We start from the raw sequence: 18,302 nt of genomic DNA on the forward strand, positions 1-18,302 counted from the left end.
CTGCTGATTGGACAAACTCTGGTGAAAGGTAAAATGTCTCTTGGATTTTGAGGGCGGTGTCAATGTCTCCATATTCTAACCATTTTATGAAACCTTTCTGAACTACTGATTGGACAAATTCTGGTGAAAGGTGAAATTTCTCTTGGATTTTGAGGGCTTGAAGGGCGCGGCCAATGTCTTCATTTTCTAAGCGTCTCATGAAGTCTTTCTGACCTGCTGATTGGACCCAGTCTGGGGAAATGTAAAATTTCTCTTGGATTTTGAAGGCGCGGTCAATGTCTCTAATATATCTATCTTCTAAACATTTTATGAAACCTTTCTGAACCGCTGATTGGACAGCTTCGGATTTAATGAATTCTTCTGGTAGAGAAAATTTCTCTTGGATTTTGAAGGCGGTGTCAATGTATCCATTTTCTAAACATCTTATGAATTCTTTCTGAAATACTGATTGGACAGTTTCGGATTTAATGAATTCTTCTGGTAGAGAAAATTTCTCTTGGATTTCGAGGGCGTGGTAAATTTTTCCACTTTCTAAAAGTTTTATGAAGTATTTCTGAAGTACCGATTGAACTTTTTTGTCTGATCGGATAATTTCTGTTGGTAGATTATATCGTTCTTGTATTTCAATAATTTTAAAAGCAGCATCAATCCTTCCTGTAGAGAGGAGATAGTTTATTTGCTGTAAAGCCCAGTCCTGTTTATGGGTCAAAACATTTTTTCTAACTTCTTCAGAAAATGAAACCCCTTTCTCTAATTTGTTATTTGAATGATTCATAAATTTTTAATTTTTAATTAAAATGGCTTTAACTCTTCTAGTGCCGGCCGTGCTCGCTTCTTCCTTGATGATTTTGAATCGGCCAAGCTCTGAGGTATTTCTGACGTGAGGTCCGGCACAAATTTCTTTAGAAAAATTACCAATTGAATAAACTTTAACAATTTTTGGATATCTTTCCTTAAAAAAAGCCAAAGCACCTGATTGTATTGCTTCTTCATAAGACATTTCCTGAAATTTAACTTCCAAATTTTCCTTGATTTTTTGATTAACTATTTCTTCAATTTTTTTGATCTCGGTCTCGCTTAATTTTCTAGGATAAGTAAAATCAAATCGTAGTCTTTCTGAATTAATATCAGAACCGGCTTGTTGAACGTGGTTGCCTAAAACTTGGCGAAGAGTGGCATGTAATAAATGAGTCGCCGTATGAAGTTGAACAATTTTTTCTTTCTCTTCGTTAGAAACATCTCCTCCAAGACCATGTCCACCGAATTTTTTCTTCGCCCCAGCTCGAGAAATTTCTTGGTGTTTTTGAAAAGACATTTCAAATCCTTCCTTTATTTCATCTTTAAAAGGAAGTGTCTCTCGATGAATCTTTTCTATCTCTTCTATAGATAATTCTAACGGAAAACCATATGTTTCATAAATATAGAAAAATTTTTCTCCTAATTCATTATAGGTTTTAATTGGGTCATATATCTTTTTCTTGTCTAATAACTTTCCTGGTTTATACTCTCCGATCATTGATGATTTTTCTTTTTCAAGCCAACCAATAATTTTCTGTAATTCCTTTATTCCTTTTTCTAGTGTTTTTCCAAACTTCTCTTCTTCTTGTTGAATCACGGTTAAAATATCATTCCTTTTCTGACTAAGTTCTGGATAAATATTATGATAGTTCTCGATCACCAAATTTGCTAAAGGAATCAAAAATCCTTTTTTGGTTTTGATTAAATTGCCATAACGAATTGCCCGACGAAGAATCCTTCTCAAAATATATCCTCTTTCTTCTTTTGAGGGTAAAAGTCCTTCACTGATTAAAAAACAGACGGCTCGCAAATGGTCAGCAACAATTCGATAAAACCTCTCTCCCAATCGATAAGGAATTTCAGAAATTTCCTCTATTTTTTTGATCAGTGGTAAAAATAAATCAGTCTCAAAATTTGATTTTTTATTTTGTAAAACACAAGTCAACCTTTCTAAACCAGCGCCGGTATCGATATTTTTCCGCGGTAATTTTTTATAATGCCCTTCTTTTGTTCGAAAATATTCCATAAAAACCAGATTCCAAATTTCAACAAACCGACCACAAGCACAATTTGGACCACAATTCGGCAAACTACATTCTTTTTCTCGAAATTCTTCGCCTCGATCATAATGAATTTCTGAACAGGGGCCACATGGCCCTTCAACACCAATCGGCCCCCAAAAATTTTCTGTCATCCCAAATTCTTTTATTCTTTCTCGAGGTATCCCAACTTCCCGCCAAAACCTAATCGCTTCTTTGTCCTTTTCAGCCACACCATCTTCACCCCCAAAAACCGTTACCCAAAGTTTTGATTTTGGTATTTTAAATCTGATATTTAATAATTCAAGAGCTAGTTCAATCGCCTCTTTTTTCCAATAATCACCAAAAGACCAGTTGCCGAGCATCTCAAAAAAGGTGTGATGAAAGGCTGAACCAATATTATCTATATCAGAAGTCCGAAAACATTTTTGGCAGGAAGCAGCTCTCCGATAAGGTGGAACAACTTGACTGGAAAGATAAGGAATAAATTGTTGCATCCCAGCCGAAGTAAAAAGAACAGTCGGGTCAGCCGGAATTAATGAAGAAGAGGAAACAATTTCATGTTTTTTTTGCTTAAAAAAATCTAAAAAAATATGACGAATTTCTTGAGCGGTAAAATTGGTCATATCTTATATATTTTATCATTTTAAATTAAATCGGCAAGATTCAAAAATAAAAGTTAGGACTAATGATTATTTTTAAAAATCAACGGAAAAACTAATTTCGTTAGATAAGGAATAAGAAATAACACCCCTAGCGCAACAAAGACTAATTGACAAACTCTAATCACTAAGGCAAAGGATAAGGCATGTTCAAGGTTAAGTTTTAAAATGGCAAAAATAAAAGCGATGGCGCCCTCAAAGCCACCAATTGAACCTGGTGTAGGAATAAATCCAGACAAAAGTCCAAAAATTCTAATTAGATATATTTTAAAAATATCAAGTGACTGCCCCCAGAAAAACATTAAAAAATAGATTTGTAAACAAGAAAGCAGAATAATCACTAAAGAAAGAATTATGTCTAAGTGAAAAAGTTTTTTGCCATGCTGGAAAAATTTCTGAATAATATTAATTTCCTCATTAATTTTTCTCTCTAAAGTTTGGTGTTCATTAATCTCTTGGCTAATGACTTTTTGAAATTGAAAAAAATTGATGAAGAAACGCAAAATATTTGGTAAACGAAAGATAATGATAATTAAGATAAAGATAATCAAAGAAGCGATAAGTAAAAAAAAACCAAGTAGATAAGAACCAACCAGTAAAGAAACAATACCGCCCAAAGTTAGAAAAATTAATAAGGCCGCTCCTTCAGCCATCCGATCAATGACAATTAAACCAAAAGTTTCAACAAACGATTTGTTTTCATTTTTTTTAATTAAATAGGCTTTAAATCCTTCGCCGCCGATGTACATGACGGGCGTCAGGTAACTAATCGCCTGTTCACTTAAAAAGGCTGGAATTAATTTTTTAAGACCGCTTCGATAACCATAAGAACTAACTAAAATTTGCCATTTTTTAATCATGAGAAATAAAACAAAAAGATTAATAAAAAAAATAATCATTAGTTGCCACCAATGTAAAAGAGAAAGAACATGAAAGACTTTTCGAAAACCAACGCGATGAAAAAGATAAAGAACAAAAATGATGCCAAGAAATAATGAAATAAAAAATAAAAAAAATTTTCTGAATCTCATCTTTGAAAGTTTATTTTATCTTGATTTAGAATTTTTGTCTTGGGTCAGTTCTTTAGTCGCTATTTTTTGTTTTCTAATACTTTTGAGACATTTTTTACAATAAACCGGTCTAATACCATCAGGAATAAAAGGAACTTGGGTGATGGTTCCACACAGACTACACTCTGCTTCATATTTTGGCGAAGAAATCTTTCTTAGTTTTTTGTCAATCTCTTCGTCAGAGAGGCCACTCCAGCGAGCAATTTTTTCTTCAACAACTTTTCTCTCTTGAGCATATCTCTCTCTCGTTACTCTAATAATTTTTTCTTTTTCTCCGCAAGGTGTAGAGATGGGAGGTAAGGTTGTGGCTGAAAACGGTTCTGAAGTAATTCCGTCAATCATTAATTTAACATAAACATCATACTTATCTAAATTAACCAAATCAACTTCGGTAAATTTCGGAGCAAATTCTTTGGCTAAAATTTCTGCGTCTTCAGCTCCTACCCTGAAACAAACAATTGTGCCGACGTTACCAAAAACAGCTGATCTAACTTTTTCATCTAATTGCCCAATATATTGATGAGCTAGAATCAAGTTAAGGCGATATTTTCTTGCTTCGGATAAAATATTGACAAAAGATTCAGTGGCAAAATTTTGAAATTCATCAACATAAAGATAAAAATCCTCTCGTTTTTCTTCTGGTATATCAATTCGACTCATGGCCGCCAATTGAATCTTTGTAATCATCATTGCCCCAAGTAGGGAAGAAGCATCTTCACCGATTCTTCCTTTGGAAAGATTTAAAATTAAAATCATTTTCTTGTCGATGACTTCTCTTAAATTAAAGGAAGATCTCACTTGACCAACAATATTCCTAATCAAGGCTGTTGATAGAAATTGACCTACTTTGTTTTGAATTGGCGCAATTGCTTCAGACTTGAAGGCTTCTGGATAGCGTGGAAATTCATCAACCCAAAATGATTTCACCACCGGATCGGTGATTTTAGCCACCACTTTTTTCCGATATTCTTTATCAACCAAAATTCTCATGATACCAAGTAGGGTCGAGCCAGGAAATTCTAAAAGCGCTAAAATAGCGTTTCGTAAAACATACTCAAGGCGCGGCCCCCACGAATCGGCCCATATTTTTTTATAGATGCCAATTAAGCCAGAGGCAACTAAGTGACGATGGGTTGGTTCAACTTTTTCTAAAATATTAAAGGCGATTGGATAATCAAGGTCAGCGGGATTAAAATAAATTGTTTCATTAATCCGTGAAGCTGGAACAAAGTTTATCACCTTTTCAGCTAAGTCACCGTGAGGATCAACAACACCCACCCCGCGACCAGCTTTAATATCTTGATAAATCATATTTTCAAGAGTAGTTGATTTGCCAGTTCCAGTTTTACCAACTAAATAAAAGTGTCTCCGTCGATCATCAGTTTTAATACCAAATTTTTTCCGAATATTGCGATAATTCGTTTCAGCAAAAACAACAATTTCATCTTGTTCTTTTTTTTCTGACAATTTGTTCAATTCAACCTCCATAACTTAAATTAAAAATGGAAAATTAAAAATTAAAGTTTAATTTTCAAGGCAGGTCCCATCGTCGAACAAATAACAACATTGCGAATAAAATTTCCTTTAAGACTTGGTGGTTTTGATTTTTTAACTGCCTCTAAAAAAGTTTTGAAATTAGTAATAATTTTCTCTCTGGGCCAAGAAGTTTTACCAATGACTTGATGAAGATTGCCACCTTCATCATTTTTAAAATAAATTTTACCTTTTTTAATTTCTTTAATCACCCGACCAATCTCTTCGGTCACCGTCTCTTGTTTTGGTGATGGCATTAATCCTTTCGGCCCTAAAATTTTGGCAATCGGTGCCAATTCTCTCATCATCTGAGGACTAGCCACGGCCACATCAAAATCTAATTTTTTGGCTGTCTTTATCTTTTCAATCAATTCTTTACCACCAACCTCATCTGCTCCCGCCTCTTTTGCCTCTTTTTCTTTTTCTGGCTCAACAAAACAAATAATTTTTTTACTTTTTCCTAAACCAAATGGTAAAACAACACTGCCTTTCAAATGTTGTTCTGGTTTATTAGGGTCAATAGATAACCTTAAGTGAACCTCGATGGATTCATCAAATTTAGCCGTCTTATTTTCTTTAATAAAATCAATTGCTTCCTCAAGTGAGTATAATTTTTGAGGCTTTATTTTATTCTTAATTTCTTGATATTTTCTACTTCGTGACATATTTTTATCATTCTAACAAATTTTTTAAAAAAAGCAAGTCTTTTTGACTAAAAAAACAATAAAAAATTCATTCAGGATTTGGTATTTTCACAAAAGACCAGCGATGTCTTGTTTTTTATTAAAAACTATAAGCTTATAACAGGCGAAGTTCCAAAAAAGTGACAGAGAAGTTGCCACAGCTTTAGAAAAATTTGCCCAAAGAATCTTTGAAAAACCGAAAATTGGTGAGACAAAAGAGGTAAGGGTATAAAAAATGCTAGTATTAATAGCCATACCAAGGATAGTTAGAATAGCAAATTTGCCAAACTCTTTCGAACTTTCCAAAAATCTTTCTTTTAACAAAAATTTTTTAATAATATAAAGGTCGATCCATAAAACAACAGTAAAAAAAATAAAGCCGAGTGTAATAAAAATAATATTTTTTTTAAAAAATTTCAAATTGATGAGAATAAAAAAAATAATTAAGATTAAAAAAAATTGGCCCTGAAAAATTTTCTTGTTTTTTTCTTTTTGAAAAGTCCAAAATCTATTAACCAAATAACTATTAGTCACAGCGATAGTAAAAGAAATAAGATTAAAAAAAATGATTGGTAATCCTTGATAGAGATTGAAAGTAAACATTAACAAATTCAAAATCAAAAAATCAAGAGCGGTATTGTTCAGGCCAACAATTAAAAATTTAAAAAATTGTTTAATGGTTTCTTTAATCATTTATTTTTTTTATAGTGGCAACACTCAGACCGCTACCCATTGTTTTTGGATAGGCGAAGAACTGACCAAGAACATTTCCTTCTAAATCAAAAATTCTGACTTGTGGCCCGCCGCCCCTGAAAGGAGCAGTGACAATCCTCGCTTTTTTTGTCTGATCGATGACAGAGACTGAAAGAGTAACACCTTGATAAAAATCTGGCTGATAGGCTAAAAACTGTCCTTTTAAATAACCAAATCGATCAAAAATTCTTAGATAAGGGCTGGCCCTGGAAGCGATACTGACAACAATTTCATCTAAACCGTCGCCATCTAAATCGCCAGCCTCAACATTAATACCACCTTTAAATTTTTCATGAAAGGCAAAAAATTGACCAATAATCCTACCTTTTAAATCAAAAATTCTGACTTGTGGCCCTCCACCCTGACCGGGACCGGTAATAATTTCTTTTCGACCATCACCATTTAAATCGCCAACGGCTACCGAGACTCCACCATTAAAATTTGGCTGATACGGAAAAAAGGCAGAAAGCAAATTGCCATCTTTATCAAAAACTTTAAGTTTGGCCGTCCCTTTCTGTGGCGCCACCACTATTTCGTCTTGACTATAACCATCTAAGTCGCCGGCCGCGACACTGATACCATTTTTAAAATTTTTATCATAAGCAAAGAAGTGTCCTTTGAGATTGCCTTTTTGATTAAAAATTTTTAGATGTGGTCCTCCACCCTGACCGGGACCGGTAATAATTTCTTCAAGTCCATCACCATCGACATCGCCGCTCGTCAGACTTACCCCGCCTTTAAAATCTTTCTGGTAGGCATAAAATTCACCGGTTAAAACGCCGGTTGGTGTGAAAATTTTAACTAAAGGAGAACTACCTTTGCCGCTAGCGGTAATAATATAACGATCAGAAGACTTCTGGGTCAATCTTTGATAAGCTTCGTTAACCGCTTGATAAACGTTGAGGCGGCCTTGGCCCAATTTACCAGTCAAGCCAGGATTGAGATAATCAATTTTTTCTACTGTTTCCAAAATCAAATCTCTAATTTCCTGATTGGTAAGAACTGAAGGGTTGAGTGATTTAATTAAGGCGGCGGTTGCGGAAACAAGTGGAGTGGCTAAAGAAGTACCTGACCAATAGCCACCGTAATAGTTTCTATAATCCTCTTTTTCTGGTGCATAAAATAAAGTACTGTAAATTCTTGTCCCCGGAGCGGTTAGGTCAACGCACCTACTGCCAAAATTAGCGAAAGATGCCTTTTTATCAATTTCATTCGTCGCTGTCACGCCGAGAATAAAATTTTCTCTTTCTCCTTGATCTAAACAAATAGGATAAAGTGGTGAGGTGTCTAAATCTTGTCCTTGGTTGAGAGCGTCATTGCCAGCCGCGGCAACAATCACCAAACCTTGACGCCAGGCTTCTTTCAATGTTTCCAAAAGAAGTTGGCTTCTATTTGGACCAACAAAACTGAGATTGATGACATCGGCTTTATTGACGATGGCATAATTAACAGCTTTGATTACATCATCTAAGCTCCCCTCGCCGGCATTGTTAAGGACTCTTAAGGGCATAATTTTTACTTTCCAGGCTAAGCCGCTAACACCTTGATGATTATCACCAACAGCAACTGAAACGCCAGCAACGACTGTTCCGTGATGAATGCCTGCTGTCGTATAGGTTGGTAAAAATTTTGGCTTAGGATTTGGCAGATTGTCAACAAAATCCCAACCATTGAGATCATCAACATAGCCATTGTTGTCGTTATCGAGTCGATCACCAGCAATTTCTTTTTGATTAACCCAGATATTGTCTTTTAAATCAGGATGATCAATATCCACTCCCGAATCCAGAACAGCAATGGTAATATCTTCGCGACCACCTTTGACTAAATCCCAAGCTTTAGGAGCCTGAATTTTTTCTAAATACCATTGTTCAAAATAAAACGGATCATTGGTTAAATAACTGGCCCGGAATAAATAATTTGGTTCAATCATCTCAATATTTTTGTTTTGATTTAAAATTTTTGCTTTGATCTCTTCAATATCTTCCTGTGGATTAAAAAAGATTTTTGAAATTTTTTCTTCATTTTTATATTTAACTAATAATTCACCTCTTTTATAACTTTCTTGGTCTTCTAAATATTTTATTTTATTAGCCCGGTGTTCTTCAAAGGTTCGACTGTAGATAGTTGTTCCATCTTCTTTACTTAAAAAATACCACCAATCATTTTTTTCTGGATAGATAACAGCTAAAATAGAATCAAGGCCTGGATTAGAAATCGGACCAGGTGGCAAACCTTTATATTTGTAGGTGTTGTAAGGGTTGTCTATTTTTAAGTCCTCAAGAGAGGCCCGTCTTACTTTTTTACCGGTCAGATAATTAATTGTCGAATCGGCTTGAAGGGGTAGATTATTTTTTAACCTTCTTAAAAAAATATCAGCCACTATTTTTTTATCTTTTCTTAAAGGTACTTCTTTTTCAATAATGCTAGCTAAAGTAACAATTTCAAAAATTGTTTTGCCTTGTTTCTTAATTTCTTCTTTCAGTTCATCGGTCATTTTCTGATCAAAATTATCTAACATTTTAGAAATTATTTTTTCACTCTCGGTTTCTAAATAAAAACGATAAGTATCGGGAAAAAGGAATCCTTCAAGGCTTTTAATCTTATCATCTCGAAGAAAATCATATTTTTCTCGGAATTGATTCACTTCTTGAACTTTTGTTAAAAAATCTTCTTTTTTGACCAGACCTTCCTGCTCCAGGTTCTCAGCTATTTCCTTGACCGACCAGCCCTCAATAATCGTTATTTTTTTCTCACGGGATAAAGACGAGGTTAAAATTTCAACAATCTCTTTAAGACTTAAACTTTTTTTTAACTCGTATTTCCCAGGCAAAAATTTTTTTCTTAAATTTCTTAAAAAAGAATATAGAACAAAAATGTTTCTATCTTTAATTAAACCTTCTTTTTCTAAATTTTCACCAATTTTTTTTAAAGATTCACCTTTGGTAATAATAAAAATGGTCGTCTCTTCGTTTTGACCCATTGGTTTACTCGCTTGATAATCTAAATATAAAAAAACGACCAAGGAAATAATCATTAAATAACTAATAAGAACCGTAATTTTACGCATATCATTGAGTAATCAAAGGGACAAAAAGAAAGCCCGGATATTTTTTTTCTTGATATTTTTTCTCACCAATTTTTTCTATTAAGACCACTTCTTGCGATTCGACGCCAACTGGTATTACTAATCGTCCACCAATCTTTAGCTGATCAAGTAAATCCTGGGGAACGCGAGTAGCAGCTGCGGCAACGTGGATTTTGTCAAAGGGCGCTTCTTTAACTAAACCCTTTGAACCATCGCCGCAGATAAAGACAACACGACCAGAAGAGACAAAATTATATTTTTTTGTTCTCTTTTCTCCATATTCTTTTAATTCCGGAATAATTTCTAGAGCAAAAACTCGACCCTTTTCACCAACGATTTCGGCTAACAGAGCCGTTGTCCAGCCAGAACCAGAACCGACATCTAATACTTTATCTCCTTTTTTTGGTTGTAGGAGTTCTAACATAAAAGCTACCGTCAAAGGTTGTGAAATTGTCTGACCATAACCAATTGGTAAAGGATAATTGGCTTCGGCCTCGCCCCTAAATTCAGGTAGCAAAAAATCTTCTCTTTTTATTTTATAAAAAGCTTTAATAATTTCCGGCGTTCGGAGATATCCCTGCTCAACAAGTTGGTCGATTAAATTAGGCATAGAAAAGTTAAGAGCTATTGAGTTATGAGTTTACGGGTAAAAAGTTTTTTTGTCAAGAGTGCGCCAAACCAACCAATGAAAATGCCAGCCAAAACATCAGTTGGCCAGTGAACACCAACAAAAATTCTCGCTAAGCCAATAAAGAGAGCAAGAATTAAAAAGATGATCCCTAAACGATAGTGAAAAAAATAAATACTAAAAGCTAAGGCAAAAGCTATAGCTGTATGGGCTGAAGGAAAGGATGATTCTTTCATTCCAACATTAATTAAAGATAACAAATTCAGAACAACAAATGGTCTGGGCCGAAAATATATTTTTTCAAAAATAAAATCAAAAAGATAGACTAAAACGACGGCCAAGAAACAGAGAAACAAAATTTTCAATATTTTTCTCTTTTCCCCTTTCAGAAACCAGATGAAACAAATTAGCAACGGCATCAACCAAATTAAATAAACAGCCAAGAAAATTCCTAAAGAATCAAGACAGATTGATTTGCCGGCCAAGCTGTGAATAAATTTAAAAATTGTTAAATCAAGCCTCATGAAAATAATTAATATAATTTTATTCGCCGATAATTTTTAATACTATCTCTCTCTTCCTTTCGCGATTATCAAAATCACAAACAATAAAAACAATAATCTGTTGCCAAGTACCCAAATCTAATTGACCATTAGTCAACGGAATGGTTAAAGAGGCAGAAAATAAACTTGCCCTCAAATGAGAAAAACCATTGTCGTCATCCTAGGTTTGATTATGATGATAAGATTTGTTTTGTGGCACTAGTTTTTCAATTAATTCTTGCATGTCTTTAATTAAATTTGGTTCATATTCTATCGTCGTTATAGCGGCCGTTGAGCCTTTAATAAAAACATTAACCAACCCATCCTTAATTTTTGATTTTCGAATAATGCCTCTTACTTGGTCAGTAATATCAATGAGGTGACAAAAACCTTGGGTGAAAAGAGTAATTTTATCAGTATAAATCATAGACGAAAAAATGAGAATCTAAAATATAAGAGTTACTAAGCACAGGTTACTAGAACATCATTGACAGTTCTCATTCTTAGTATACCAGATTTTGAGAATTTGCCCCAAGGATAGAAATTGGCAGCAATCATGCTGATGAGATTTTATTAACCGAGATAAAAACCAACGTTTTTCTATAACCGCTCTCTTGGCTGCTCGATGGTTTGTTTTTTACTAATGATAAAAAGATACAGAATTTCTAGAAGGCCGAGGGTATTGACAATCAACAAAATGACAAACCAAATCTGTTGATTGTTTCTGGCAGCGCGCCATAAAGCCAAACCCTTCCAAATTAATACCCAAATCATTATCGGCCAAAAAAACCAGGCAGGCAATGAAAATGGATCTTGAAAGAAGTTCATAAATTTAAAGATAAAAGCAGTCAAATATCACGATCGTGATGAATAGCCGTACTATTTTTTATAGACCTCAATAAATTTTTTGATCGAGCGATCATAAGTTTTCTCGATCTCTGGTGAAAAATAACAAGCCGGTAACTGACCCTTTTCTCGATGATGACGAAGACATTGACAACAAATTCCTTTTCTTGGACAACCTGGATAACTACAAGGACAATTTTTAAGGTTTTCTTTTTGTCGGCATTCCATAGTAAAATTGTTAAAAACTTATAATAAAGCGAATAAATTTCTATAACAATTTGAGTACCCTGAACCAATCCGGCTTATCATTATTATCTCAAATCTAAATAAGCCGAGAACCTTTTCCATGAAATGAGTTGCCGACGACAGATTAACTATCTTCGAGGTTTGGCTCAGGGTAAATTATTTTTTAAAAATTTTAAAAATTATAGTCAAAATTAAAGATAAAATAATACTTAAAAGAATCGAGGTAGCAACGGGAAAATAAAAACTGAAGTTTTGTTTTTGGATGAAAATATCACCAGGTAATCTGCCGAAAAAGTGAGTCTTTTCGCCAAATAAAATTATCAAGCCAAAAATAATAAGAAAAAAGCCAAGAAAAATTAAAATTTTACCAAAGTATTCCATATACATCTTACAATCAATAAAATTTTTTCAATTTTTTTTGGTATATGCCTGAAAAATTGAAAATTTTCTTAAGGGGTTATAGATTAAGATCTGAAGAGATTTTTTGCATCGCAGAAAGAGAAATGCGAATAAATTCTTCTAGGCTTAAGTCAATTTCTAAACAAGTTAAAATTATATTACGATTGGCACCTTGAGCAAAAGATTTTTCTTTAAACCGATTTAAAACATTTGTTGAGGTTAAGTCATTAAGTTTTTTACTCGGCAAGACTAAAGCGGCAGCAACAATGAGACCGGTGATTGGATCAGTACAAAAAAGTGCTTTGGCTAATCTTGTCTCGCGGGGTAGGCCATGTATTTCGTTGTGTGCTTCGATTGCCTCAACAATTTCTTTGTCTAAGCCAAGTTTTTCTAAAATTTCACCTCCAACCAAACTATGTTTTTTAGGTTCATTTTTGGTCTCTTCGTAATCAATATCATGAAGCAGACCAGTCAGTCCCCACTTTTCTTCGTCCTCATTAAAATATTTCGCTAACTCTCGCATTACTGCTTCAACAGCCAAACAATGTTTAATCAAGTTTTTATTTTTTATTTTCTCTTGGACTAAATTTAAGGCCTCGTCTCTATTCATAAAATTTTTTAAATTTCTTTATGTGACCGATAGTAAGCTAATTTTGCCGTTTCAGTAGCAATAAAATATAAAATTACTAAGCCAAGAATGATGAAAAGAGAAGAAAAAGAAGGAACAAGAAAATGAAAAACTTTGCCCAAACGAGAAAGAGGAATAAAAATGGTCAAGAAAAAGGCTAAAAAAGAAACAGAAATTAAAGTCGAGCTCGGCATTGATGATCTAAAAACAAAGTATCTTGTTCTAATTGAAAAGATTAGAACCAGCTCCGTCAAAATACTACAAATAAACCAAAGGGTTCTTAACATTTCGGGTCCGGTTTTATAGAAAAGAGCAAAAAATGTAAAGTCAAAAAGTGAAGAAAGGAAGCCAAGAAAAATACAGACAAAAGTAATTTCTCTTAAATTATATTTTCTTGGTTTTCTAATTTCCTGATAATCAACATTATCAGTTGAAACGGCAATTAATGGTAAATCGCTTAAAAGATTAACTAATAAAATTTGAACGGCTAACATTGGCAAAAAGGGTAAAATTAAAGAAATAGCGGCCATAGCGTAAAAATTACCAAAATTACCGATAAAAGTATAACGAATATATTTCGTGATATTGGCAAAAATTTTTCTTCCTTCTTGAATAGCATCAACAATAACCTTTAAATCTTTTTTCAAAAGAATAATATCGCCAGCTTCTTTAGAAACATCAGCTCCCGAATCGACAACGATAGCCACATGAGCTAATTTTAAAGATGGTGCATCATTAATTCCCTCACCTAAAAAACCAACTGTATATTTCTTTTGAAGGGTTTGAATAATTTTATATTTCTGGCTAGGCAGAACACGAGCAAAAACGTTATTATTCTCGACTGTCCAAAGAAGCTTTCCTTCATCCATTTTTTCCAGTTCTTCGCCACTGAAAACTCTTTCGCCAGTTTCTAAACCAGCCTCCTTCGCCACACTTTCCGCTACTTCCAACGCATCACCAGTAATAATTTTGATCTTCACTCCTAATTTTTTGGCCTTTTTAATGGTTAAAATCGTCTCTGGTTTCAATGAATCAGAAAAAGTAAAAAAACCAAGATAATCAAGGCCCTTTTCGTCTTCTTCTGAAAAAAAATCTTTTTCTTTAATTTTTTTAAAGCCCACCGCCAGCGTTCTCAGTCCTCTTTTTCCACTCTCTTGATATTGATTAATAATTTCTGAATAATTAAATGATTTTTTAGAATCACGAAGCACCTCTTCTACTGCCCCTCGAATAATTAAAAAAAATTCTCCTTTTAAATTCTTGACTACTAAGGCATTAGTTCTCTTTTCTGGATCAAATGGTCTTTCCCAAATTTTTTGATAATTTTTGATCTCTTTTTTTATCTCCTCAGAAGCAGCTTGCCAAAGAGCTAAGTCAAAAGGATCATGAGTTGTTTCTCTTTCACTTTGAAAGAAACCAGAAGCGAGAATTCCAAAGAGAAAACACTTTGCCTTATCTTCAGCCAAACAATCTTTTACTGTCAAGACATTTTTTGTTAAAGTCCCTGTCTTATCAGAACAAATTATTTCAATACTGCCTAAACCTTCTAGTGAAGAAAGTCTTTTGACGACAACATCTTTTTTAGCTAGTTTGATTGCCCCTCGCGAAAGGGTCAGGGTTGTGATAAGTGGTAAGGCTTCAGGAACAACACTCACCGCCAAAGCAACGCTAAAAAGTAAAAACTCAGGAATATTTATCTGAAAACCTTTAAGAATTAAATTAAGAACAAAAACAATTGATAAAGTAATAAAAACAATTCTTAAAATCATTTTACTCAAACTCAGGAGATTTCTCTCGACAATACTTTCTTTCGCTGTCTTAATAGTCATTTCGGTAATTTTACCAAAACTTGTTTTCTGGCCGGTGGCAATAACAACCCCCTCGCCATAACCTTTAACCACCGAAGTACCAGAAAAGACTAAGTTACTTTTCTCATCTTCTGATGCTTTGGCTGTTTTCTCGGCCGGATAAAATTCCCCGGTTAAAATTTCTTCATTAACCATTAAGTTCTCACTTTTAAAAAGAAAAATGTCGGCCGGGACCAAATCGCCTTCTTTTAGAACAACAATCTCGCCTGGCACTACTAAAGATCGATCAATTTCCTTCAATTGCCCCTCCCTCCTAACTCTGGCCTTTACTTTAATAAAATTTTTTAGCTTTTCTAAAATTCTTTCAGTCTTATATTCCTGAATAAAACCCAATGTACTATTGATGATGAGTATGATAAAAATAATAAGAGCATCAACCCATTCACCTAAAACTAAAGAAATAAAGCTAGCAGTAAATAAAAGATAAATCATTGAATTTTTAAACTGCCTCAACCAAAGAGAAAAAAGAGAGATTTTTTTTATCTCTAATTCATTTCGACCATATTTAACCAATCGGGATTTTGCCTCTTCTTCATTCAAACCATTTTCGCTTGTCTGCCATTCATCAAAAATTTTCCTTATTTTCTGAGAGTTAAAAGTCATATTGATAAATTATAGCAATTTTTTAAAAAATAAAAAAGTTTCATTTTTTAAATGAAACTTAAATAACTATTCGTCTTTAGGGCTGGAAAATTTCCGGCGGCAAGAATTCTACTTTTCTCACTTCGGGAAATTGTTTAGCAGTTTCTTCGATTTGAAACCACAAAATTCCTACCCGACAGGAACCACCGATAGTTTTGTTTAATGGATCGTTAAATTTTAAAATTAATGTTCCGTCCCTTTTTAAATTTATCTCCTCTAAGGAAAATTTTTCTAAAGGATATTCAGTGGTCAAACCAGAACTGATTTCTTCTTGAGTTAAATTTTCTTTACCTTTTAACAAAAGATTAATTGTCTCTTTAATTGGCGTTAAAGAATAAGGGATTGTTCTTTTGATTGGCACTAAACCATCACGAGAACATTTAAGATTGCCAGTTTCATCTCTATCTTTCTCTGGATTGTAATAATAAAGTAAAATTTCTTTACCAGCCATTTCTTCAAATTTAACCGGCAGCTCAAAAATTTTTTGGTTCTCGGTTAAGCCTGATGGATTAGCGCTTAAAAATTTAAGAATACCGGTAGTAGTAGAAGGAGAAGAAAAGTTGAGTTCACCTTCAAATGGCACAAACCCTTCCGTCATCCAGTCATCTCGGGCGGTTAAAATTGCTCTACCTAAGAAATTTTCATTTTCGTCATACAATTCAGCCCTAAATTCCGCTTCAAAAAACCAAAATCCTTTAGCTTCACCCTTTATTTTTAGTGGGCTTTTTATTTTTTCATTAATCTGTGGCTGATAAACAACCAAACCCTCGTCAGTGGGCTTTAAACAAACAGCTGCGGAATTACTCTCCCTCCACTCACTTAAACCAGAACAACATTTCCTTAAAGTTGGACCAATCAAAGGATTTTTATTAATTCTCTCATTTTTTCTGGCACAAGATATTGATGATGGTTGATATTTGAATGTTTTAATTATTTCCGGCACCTGACCAACCATCTTTTGAAATTCCTCGGCTTCCCTGTTGAATTCCTTTTCAATCGCGTAAGGATTTTCTAGTGGCAAGGTAAAAACAAAAGATAAGTTTTCATCAGAATAAATTTCTGAACCGTGATAACCCGGTTCTTTTTTGATTTGTTCCCATTGCGAGTTTGAATAAACTAAAATGGTAAAAATAGACTCTTTTTTTTCTATGGGTTGAGAAGTATTTTTTAAATATAGAAATTCTGTCTTATTTTCTTCCTCACCAAGTGTAAATTTATTTTGCCAAGAAATAGGAATATTTAATTCGTAACCATAAAAAGGATTTCTATAGGTTATTATCTGAGAAAGGTGACTCTTTTGTGTTTCATGCCAAAAATAAAAACCGAGAGAAAATAGAAGAAGGGAAATAATAATCAATAAAATAAATTTTTTGTTCATCTTAATTTTTATTACTTTATATTTTTTTTCTTTCTTTTAAAATTTCTTTAATCTTTTCTTTAATCTCTGGGGGGATATTTTGATTTTCCATTAATCGATTCAAACCATCTTCTGCTTCATTAATTATTTGTTCTATTTTTCTTTCTTCTACTTTTTTATTTTCCTCTTCCTGTCGTCTTCGCTCTTCTTCGGTTATTGAAACCCTCTCTATTAAAAGATCAAAGAGTTCTGCTCGACTTATTTTTTTACCCTCAAACATTACTGCACCAGTGGCGCCGGTAGTATTATAAAGCAAATCATCAAGATTTCTAGACATCCTGTCTTTTAAATCCTCGTCTGCTAGTCTATCGAGATAACAAAAATGAATACTTTTTTTTAAAGTTTCAGCTAAATCTAAAAATCCCGTTTTCCTGTTTCTAATTTGATAGTTAATTAAAAATCTCGCTACCCTAGCCATATCATCCAAGGTAAGAGGAATTCTTTGTTGCCTTCCTTTTTCTCCTTTTTTAAGCTCTTTATTGAAATCATTATGAAAAGCAGCTACTACTTTTGCTATTTCCTTTCCAATTTCGGGATAATTATAAATATCTAAAATACAACGTTCTGGTTTCTCTTTTGGTTTTTCTTTGACTTTATAAGTAAAATAATAATCAGCTGCTAAATAAAGAGATTTTTCAGAAAGTTCTCCAATTCTTTTAAAGACTGTTCCTCTTGCTAATGCCGGCTCTACTTCGTTTCTGGCTAAATATTCTTCGGGTGGATTAGTAGAAAAGACAACCCAAAATTTAGGACCAGCCTTAACTTTTTTACCACCATTTTCCCAAAGTTGAATTTCTTCTGCTAACTGTCCTCTTTTACCCCGGATCTTTAATAAAGCATTAATCACTTGCGGTTCGGCTAAACCCACTTCTTCAATATGAAGAATAAAGCCCTCACCTCTTTGCTCGTCAAAAGAAAAGGTACCGTCAGGGTTTTTTATCAAACCCATTGCTTTTGGTATAGCGCCGTATTGAAATTTCCATTGGGTCCTTTCAGAAAGACCAGCTTCTTTAACTAATTCTTGTAAACGCTCGTGAATTAAAACTAATTTTTGTCCTTCAGACATGTTCTTTTTCTCTTCTATTTCTTGAGCAATTTTAGAAAGTTTAATCTGAGTTTCTGTTAACTCTAAAAAATCTTGCCATTTTTTCTTTTCTTCTTCGGTTTCTACTTTTGGTACCCACTTTGCCATTAACTCCGAAACATCGGTCTGGCCTGAACAATAAAAATCTAATGGTTT

16 protein-coding genes and 1 pseudogene are annotated in these 18,302 nt (G+C 33.7%); all 17 read right to left on the reverse strand.

What is annotated here, in order from left to right; genetic code table 11:
* The coding region (locus N2259_02095) for a hypothetical protein (protein MCX7779011.1) at window positions 1-775 on the reverse strand (775 nt) is incomplete at its 3' end.
* Between the two features lie 6 nt (window positions 776-781).
* Window positions 782-2,683, reverse strand: coding sequence for an alanine--tRNA ligase (locus tag N2259_02100; GenBank protein MCX7779012.1), 1,902 nt, complete (start codon window positions 2,681-2,683; stop codon window positions 782-784).
* 59 nt (window positions 2,684-2,742) lie between these two features.
* Window positions 2,743-3,750, reverse strand: coding sequence for a flippase-like domain-containing protein (locus N2259_02105; protein ID MCX7779013.1), 1,008 nt, complete (start codon window positions 3,748-3,750; stop codon window positions 2,743-2,745).
* A 15-nt stretch (window positions 3,751-3,765) separates the two neighbouring features.
* Complete coding sequence (locus N2259_02110; GenBank protein MCX7779014.1) at window positions 3,766-5,277, reverse strand: type IV secretion system DNA-binding domain-containing protein; 1,512 nt, start codon at window positions 5,275-5,277, stop codon at window positions 3,766-3,768.
* A 29-nt stretch (window positions 5,278-5,306) separates the two neighbouring features.
* The gene (gene rplA / locus N2259_02115; protein ID MCX7779015.1) at window positions 5,307-5,987 is read right to left on the reverse strand and encodes a 50S ribosomal protein L1; all 681 of its coding nucleotides are present in this window, start codon (window positions 5,985-5,987) and stop codon (window positions 5,307-5,309) included.
* Between the two features lie 87 nt (window positions 5,988-6,074).
* Window positions 6,075-6,698 (reverse strand): GtrA family protein, encoded by a 624-nt coding sequence (locus tag N2259_02120; protein ID MCX7779016.1) that lies wholly within the window; start codon window positions 6,696-6,698, stop codon window positions 6,075-6,077.
* Window positions 6,691-9,828 carry an endolytic transglycosylase MltG gene (gene mltG / locus N2259_02125; GenBank protein ID MCX7779017.1) on the reverse strand — a complete coding sequence of 1,046 codons (3,138 nt, stop codon included), beginning with the start codon at window positions 9,826-9,828 and terminating at the stop codon, window positions 6,691-6,693. Before mltG ends, N2259_02120 begins: the two co-directional genes overlap by 8 nt.
* Before the next feature lies 1 nt (window position 9,829).
* Window positions 9,830-10,456, reverse strand: coding sequence for a protein-L-isoaspartate O-methyltransferase (gene pcm, locus N2259_02130; protein MCX7779018.1), 627 nt, complete (start codon window positions 10,454-10,456; stop codon window positions 9,830-9,832).
* Between the two features lie 14 nt (window positions 10,457-10,470).
* Complete coding sequence (locus tag N2259_02135; protein MCX7779019.1) at window positions 10,471-10,998, reverse strand: phosphatase PAP2 family protein; 528 nt, start codon at window positions 10,996-10,998, stop codon at window positions 10,471-10,473.
* Window positions 10,999-11,017: 19 nt separating this feature from the next.
* Window positions 11,018-11,443: pseudogene (locus N2259_02140) on the reverse strand (secondary thiamine-phosphate synthase enzyme YjbQ).
* Between the two features lie 173 nt (window positions 11,444-11,616).
* A complete protein-coding gene (locus N2259_02145) occupies window positions 11,617-11,844 on the reverse strand; it encodes a DUF5652 family protein (GenBank protein ID MCX7779020.1) in 228 nt (75 codons plus the stop codon).
* 51 nt (window positions 11,845-11,895) lie between these two features.
* Complete coding sequence (locus N2259_02150) at window positions 11,896-12,090, reverse strand: DUF6485 family protein (GenBank protein MCX7779021.1); 195 nt, start codon at window positions 12,088-12,090, stop codon at window positions 11,896-11,898.
* A gap of 174 nt (window positions 12,091-12,264) precedes the next feature.
* Window positions 12,265-12,489, reverse strand: coding sequence for a DUF2905 domain-containing protein (locus N2259_02155; GenBank protein MCX7779022.1), 225 nt, complete (start codon window positions 12,487-12,489; stop codon window positions 12,265-12,267).
* A gap of 76 nt (window positions 12,490-12,565) precedes the next feature.
* Window positions 12,566-13,117 carry an HDIG domain-containing protein gene (locus tag N2259_02160; protein MCX7779023.1) on the reverse strand — a complete coding sequence of 184 codons (552 nt, stop codon included), beginning with the start codon at window positions 13,115-13,117 and terminating at the stop codon, window positions 12,566-12,568.
* Window positions 13,118-13,125: 8 nt separating this feature from the next.
* Window positions 13,126-15,606: a cation-transporting P-type ATPase gene (locus N2259_02165; protein MCX7779024.1), complete on the reverse strand. Its 2,481-nt coding sequence runs from the start codon at window positions 15,604-15,606 to the stop codon at window positions 13,126-13,128.
* A 76-nt stretch (window positions 15,607-15,682) separates the two neighbouring features.
* Window positions 15,683-17,023, reverse strand: a complete 1,341-nt coding sequence (locus N2259_02170) for a GerMN domain-containing protein (protein MCX7779025.1) — start codon at window positions 17,021-17,023, stop codon at window positions 15,683-15,685.
* A gap of 16 nt (window positions 17,024-17,039) precedes the next feature.
* The coding region (locus tag N2259_02175) for a hypothetical protein (protein MCX7779026.1) at window positions 17,040-18,302 on the reverse strand (1,263 nt) is incomplete at its 5' end.

This window comes from Patescibacteria group bacterium, assembly GCA_026417895.1.
Classification (GTDB): Bacteria; Patescibacteriota; Patescibacteriia; order UBA2591; family CALHIP01; genus CALHIP01.

What these genes read in the sequence shown, in the direction of transcription:
- N2259_02120 (MCX7779016.1), bottom strand. Translation starts at nt 6,698, where the DNA reads ATGATTAAAGAAACCATTAAACAATTTTTTAAATTTTTAATTGTTGGC.
- N2259_02105 (MCX7779013.1), bottom strand. Translation starts at nt 3,750, where the DNA reads ATGAGATTCAGAAAATTTTTTTTATTTTTTATTTCATTATTTCTTGGC.
- N2259_02150 (MCX7779021.1), bottom strand. Translation starts at nt 12,090, where the DNA reads ATGGAATGCCGACAAAAAGAAAACCTTAAAAATTGTCCTTGTAGTTAT.
- N2259_02165 (MCX7779024.1), bottom strand. Translation starts at nt 15,606, where the DNA reads ATGACTTTTAACTCTCAGAAAATAAGGAAAATTTTTGATGAATGGCAG.
- N2259_02155 (MCX7779022.1), bottom strand. Translation starts at nt 12,489, where the DNA reads ATGGAATACTTTGGTAAAATTTTAATTTTTCTTGGCTTTTTTCTTATT.
- rplA (MCX7779015.1), bottom strand. Translation starts at nt 5,987, where the DNA reads ATGTCACGAAGTAGAAAATATCAAGAAATTAAGAATAAAATAAAGCCT.
- pcm (MCX7779018.1), bottom strand. Translation starts at nt 10,456, where the DNA reads ATGCCTAATTTAATCGACCAACTTGTTGAGCAGGGATATCTCCGAACG.
- N2259_02110 (MCX7779014.1), bottom strand. Translation starts at nt 5,277, where the DNA reads ATGGAGGTTGAATTGAACAAATTGTCAGAAAAAAAAGAACAAGATGAA.
- mltG (MCX7779017.1), bottom strand. Translation starts at nt 9,828, where the DNA reads ATGCGTAAAATTACGGTTCTTATTAGTTATTTAATGATTATTTCCTTG.
- N2259_02145 (MCX7779020.1), bottom strand. Translation starts at nt 11,844, where the DNA reads ATGAACTTCTTTCAAGATCCATTTTCATTGCCTGCCTGGTTTTTTTGG.
- N2259_02100 (MCX7779012.1), bottom strand. Translation starts at nt 2,683, where the DNA reads ATGACCAATTTTACCGCTCAAGAAATTCGTCATATTTTTTTAGATTTT.
- N2259_02135 (MCX7779019.1), bottom strand. Translation starts at nt 10,998, where the DNA reads ATGAGGCTTGATTTAACAATTTTTAAATTTATTCACAGCTTGGCCGGC.
- N2259_02160 (MCX7779023.1), bottom strand. Translation starts at nt 13,117, where the DNA reads ATGAATAGAGACGAGGCCTTAAATTTAGTCCAAGAGAAAATAAAAAAT.
- N2259_02170 (MCX7779025.1), bottom strand. Translation starts at nt 17,023, where the DNA reads ATGAACAAAAAATTTATTTTATTGATTATTATTTCCCTTCTTCTATTT.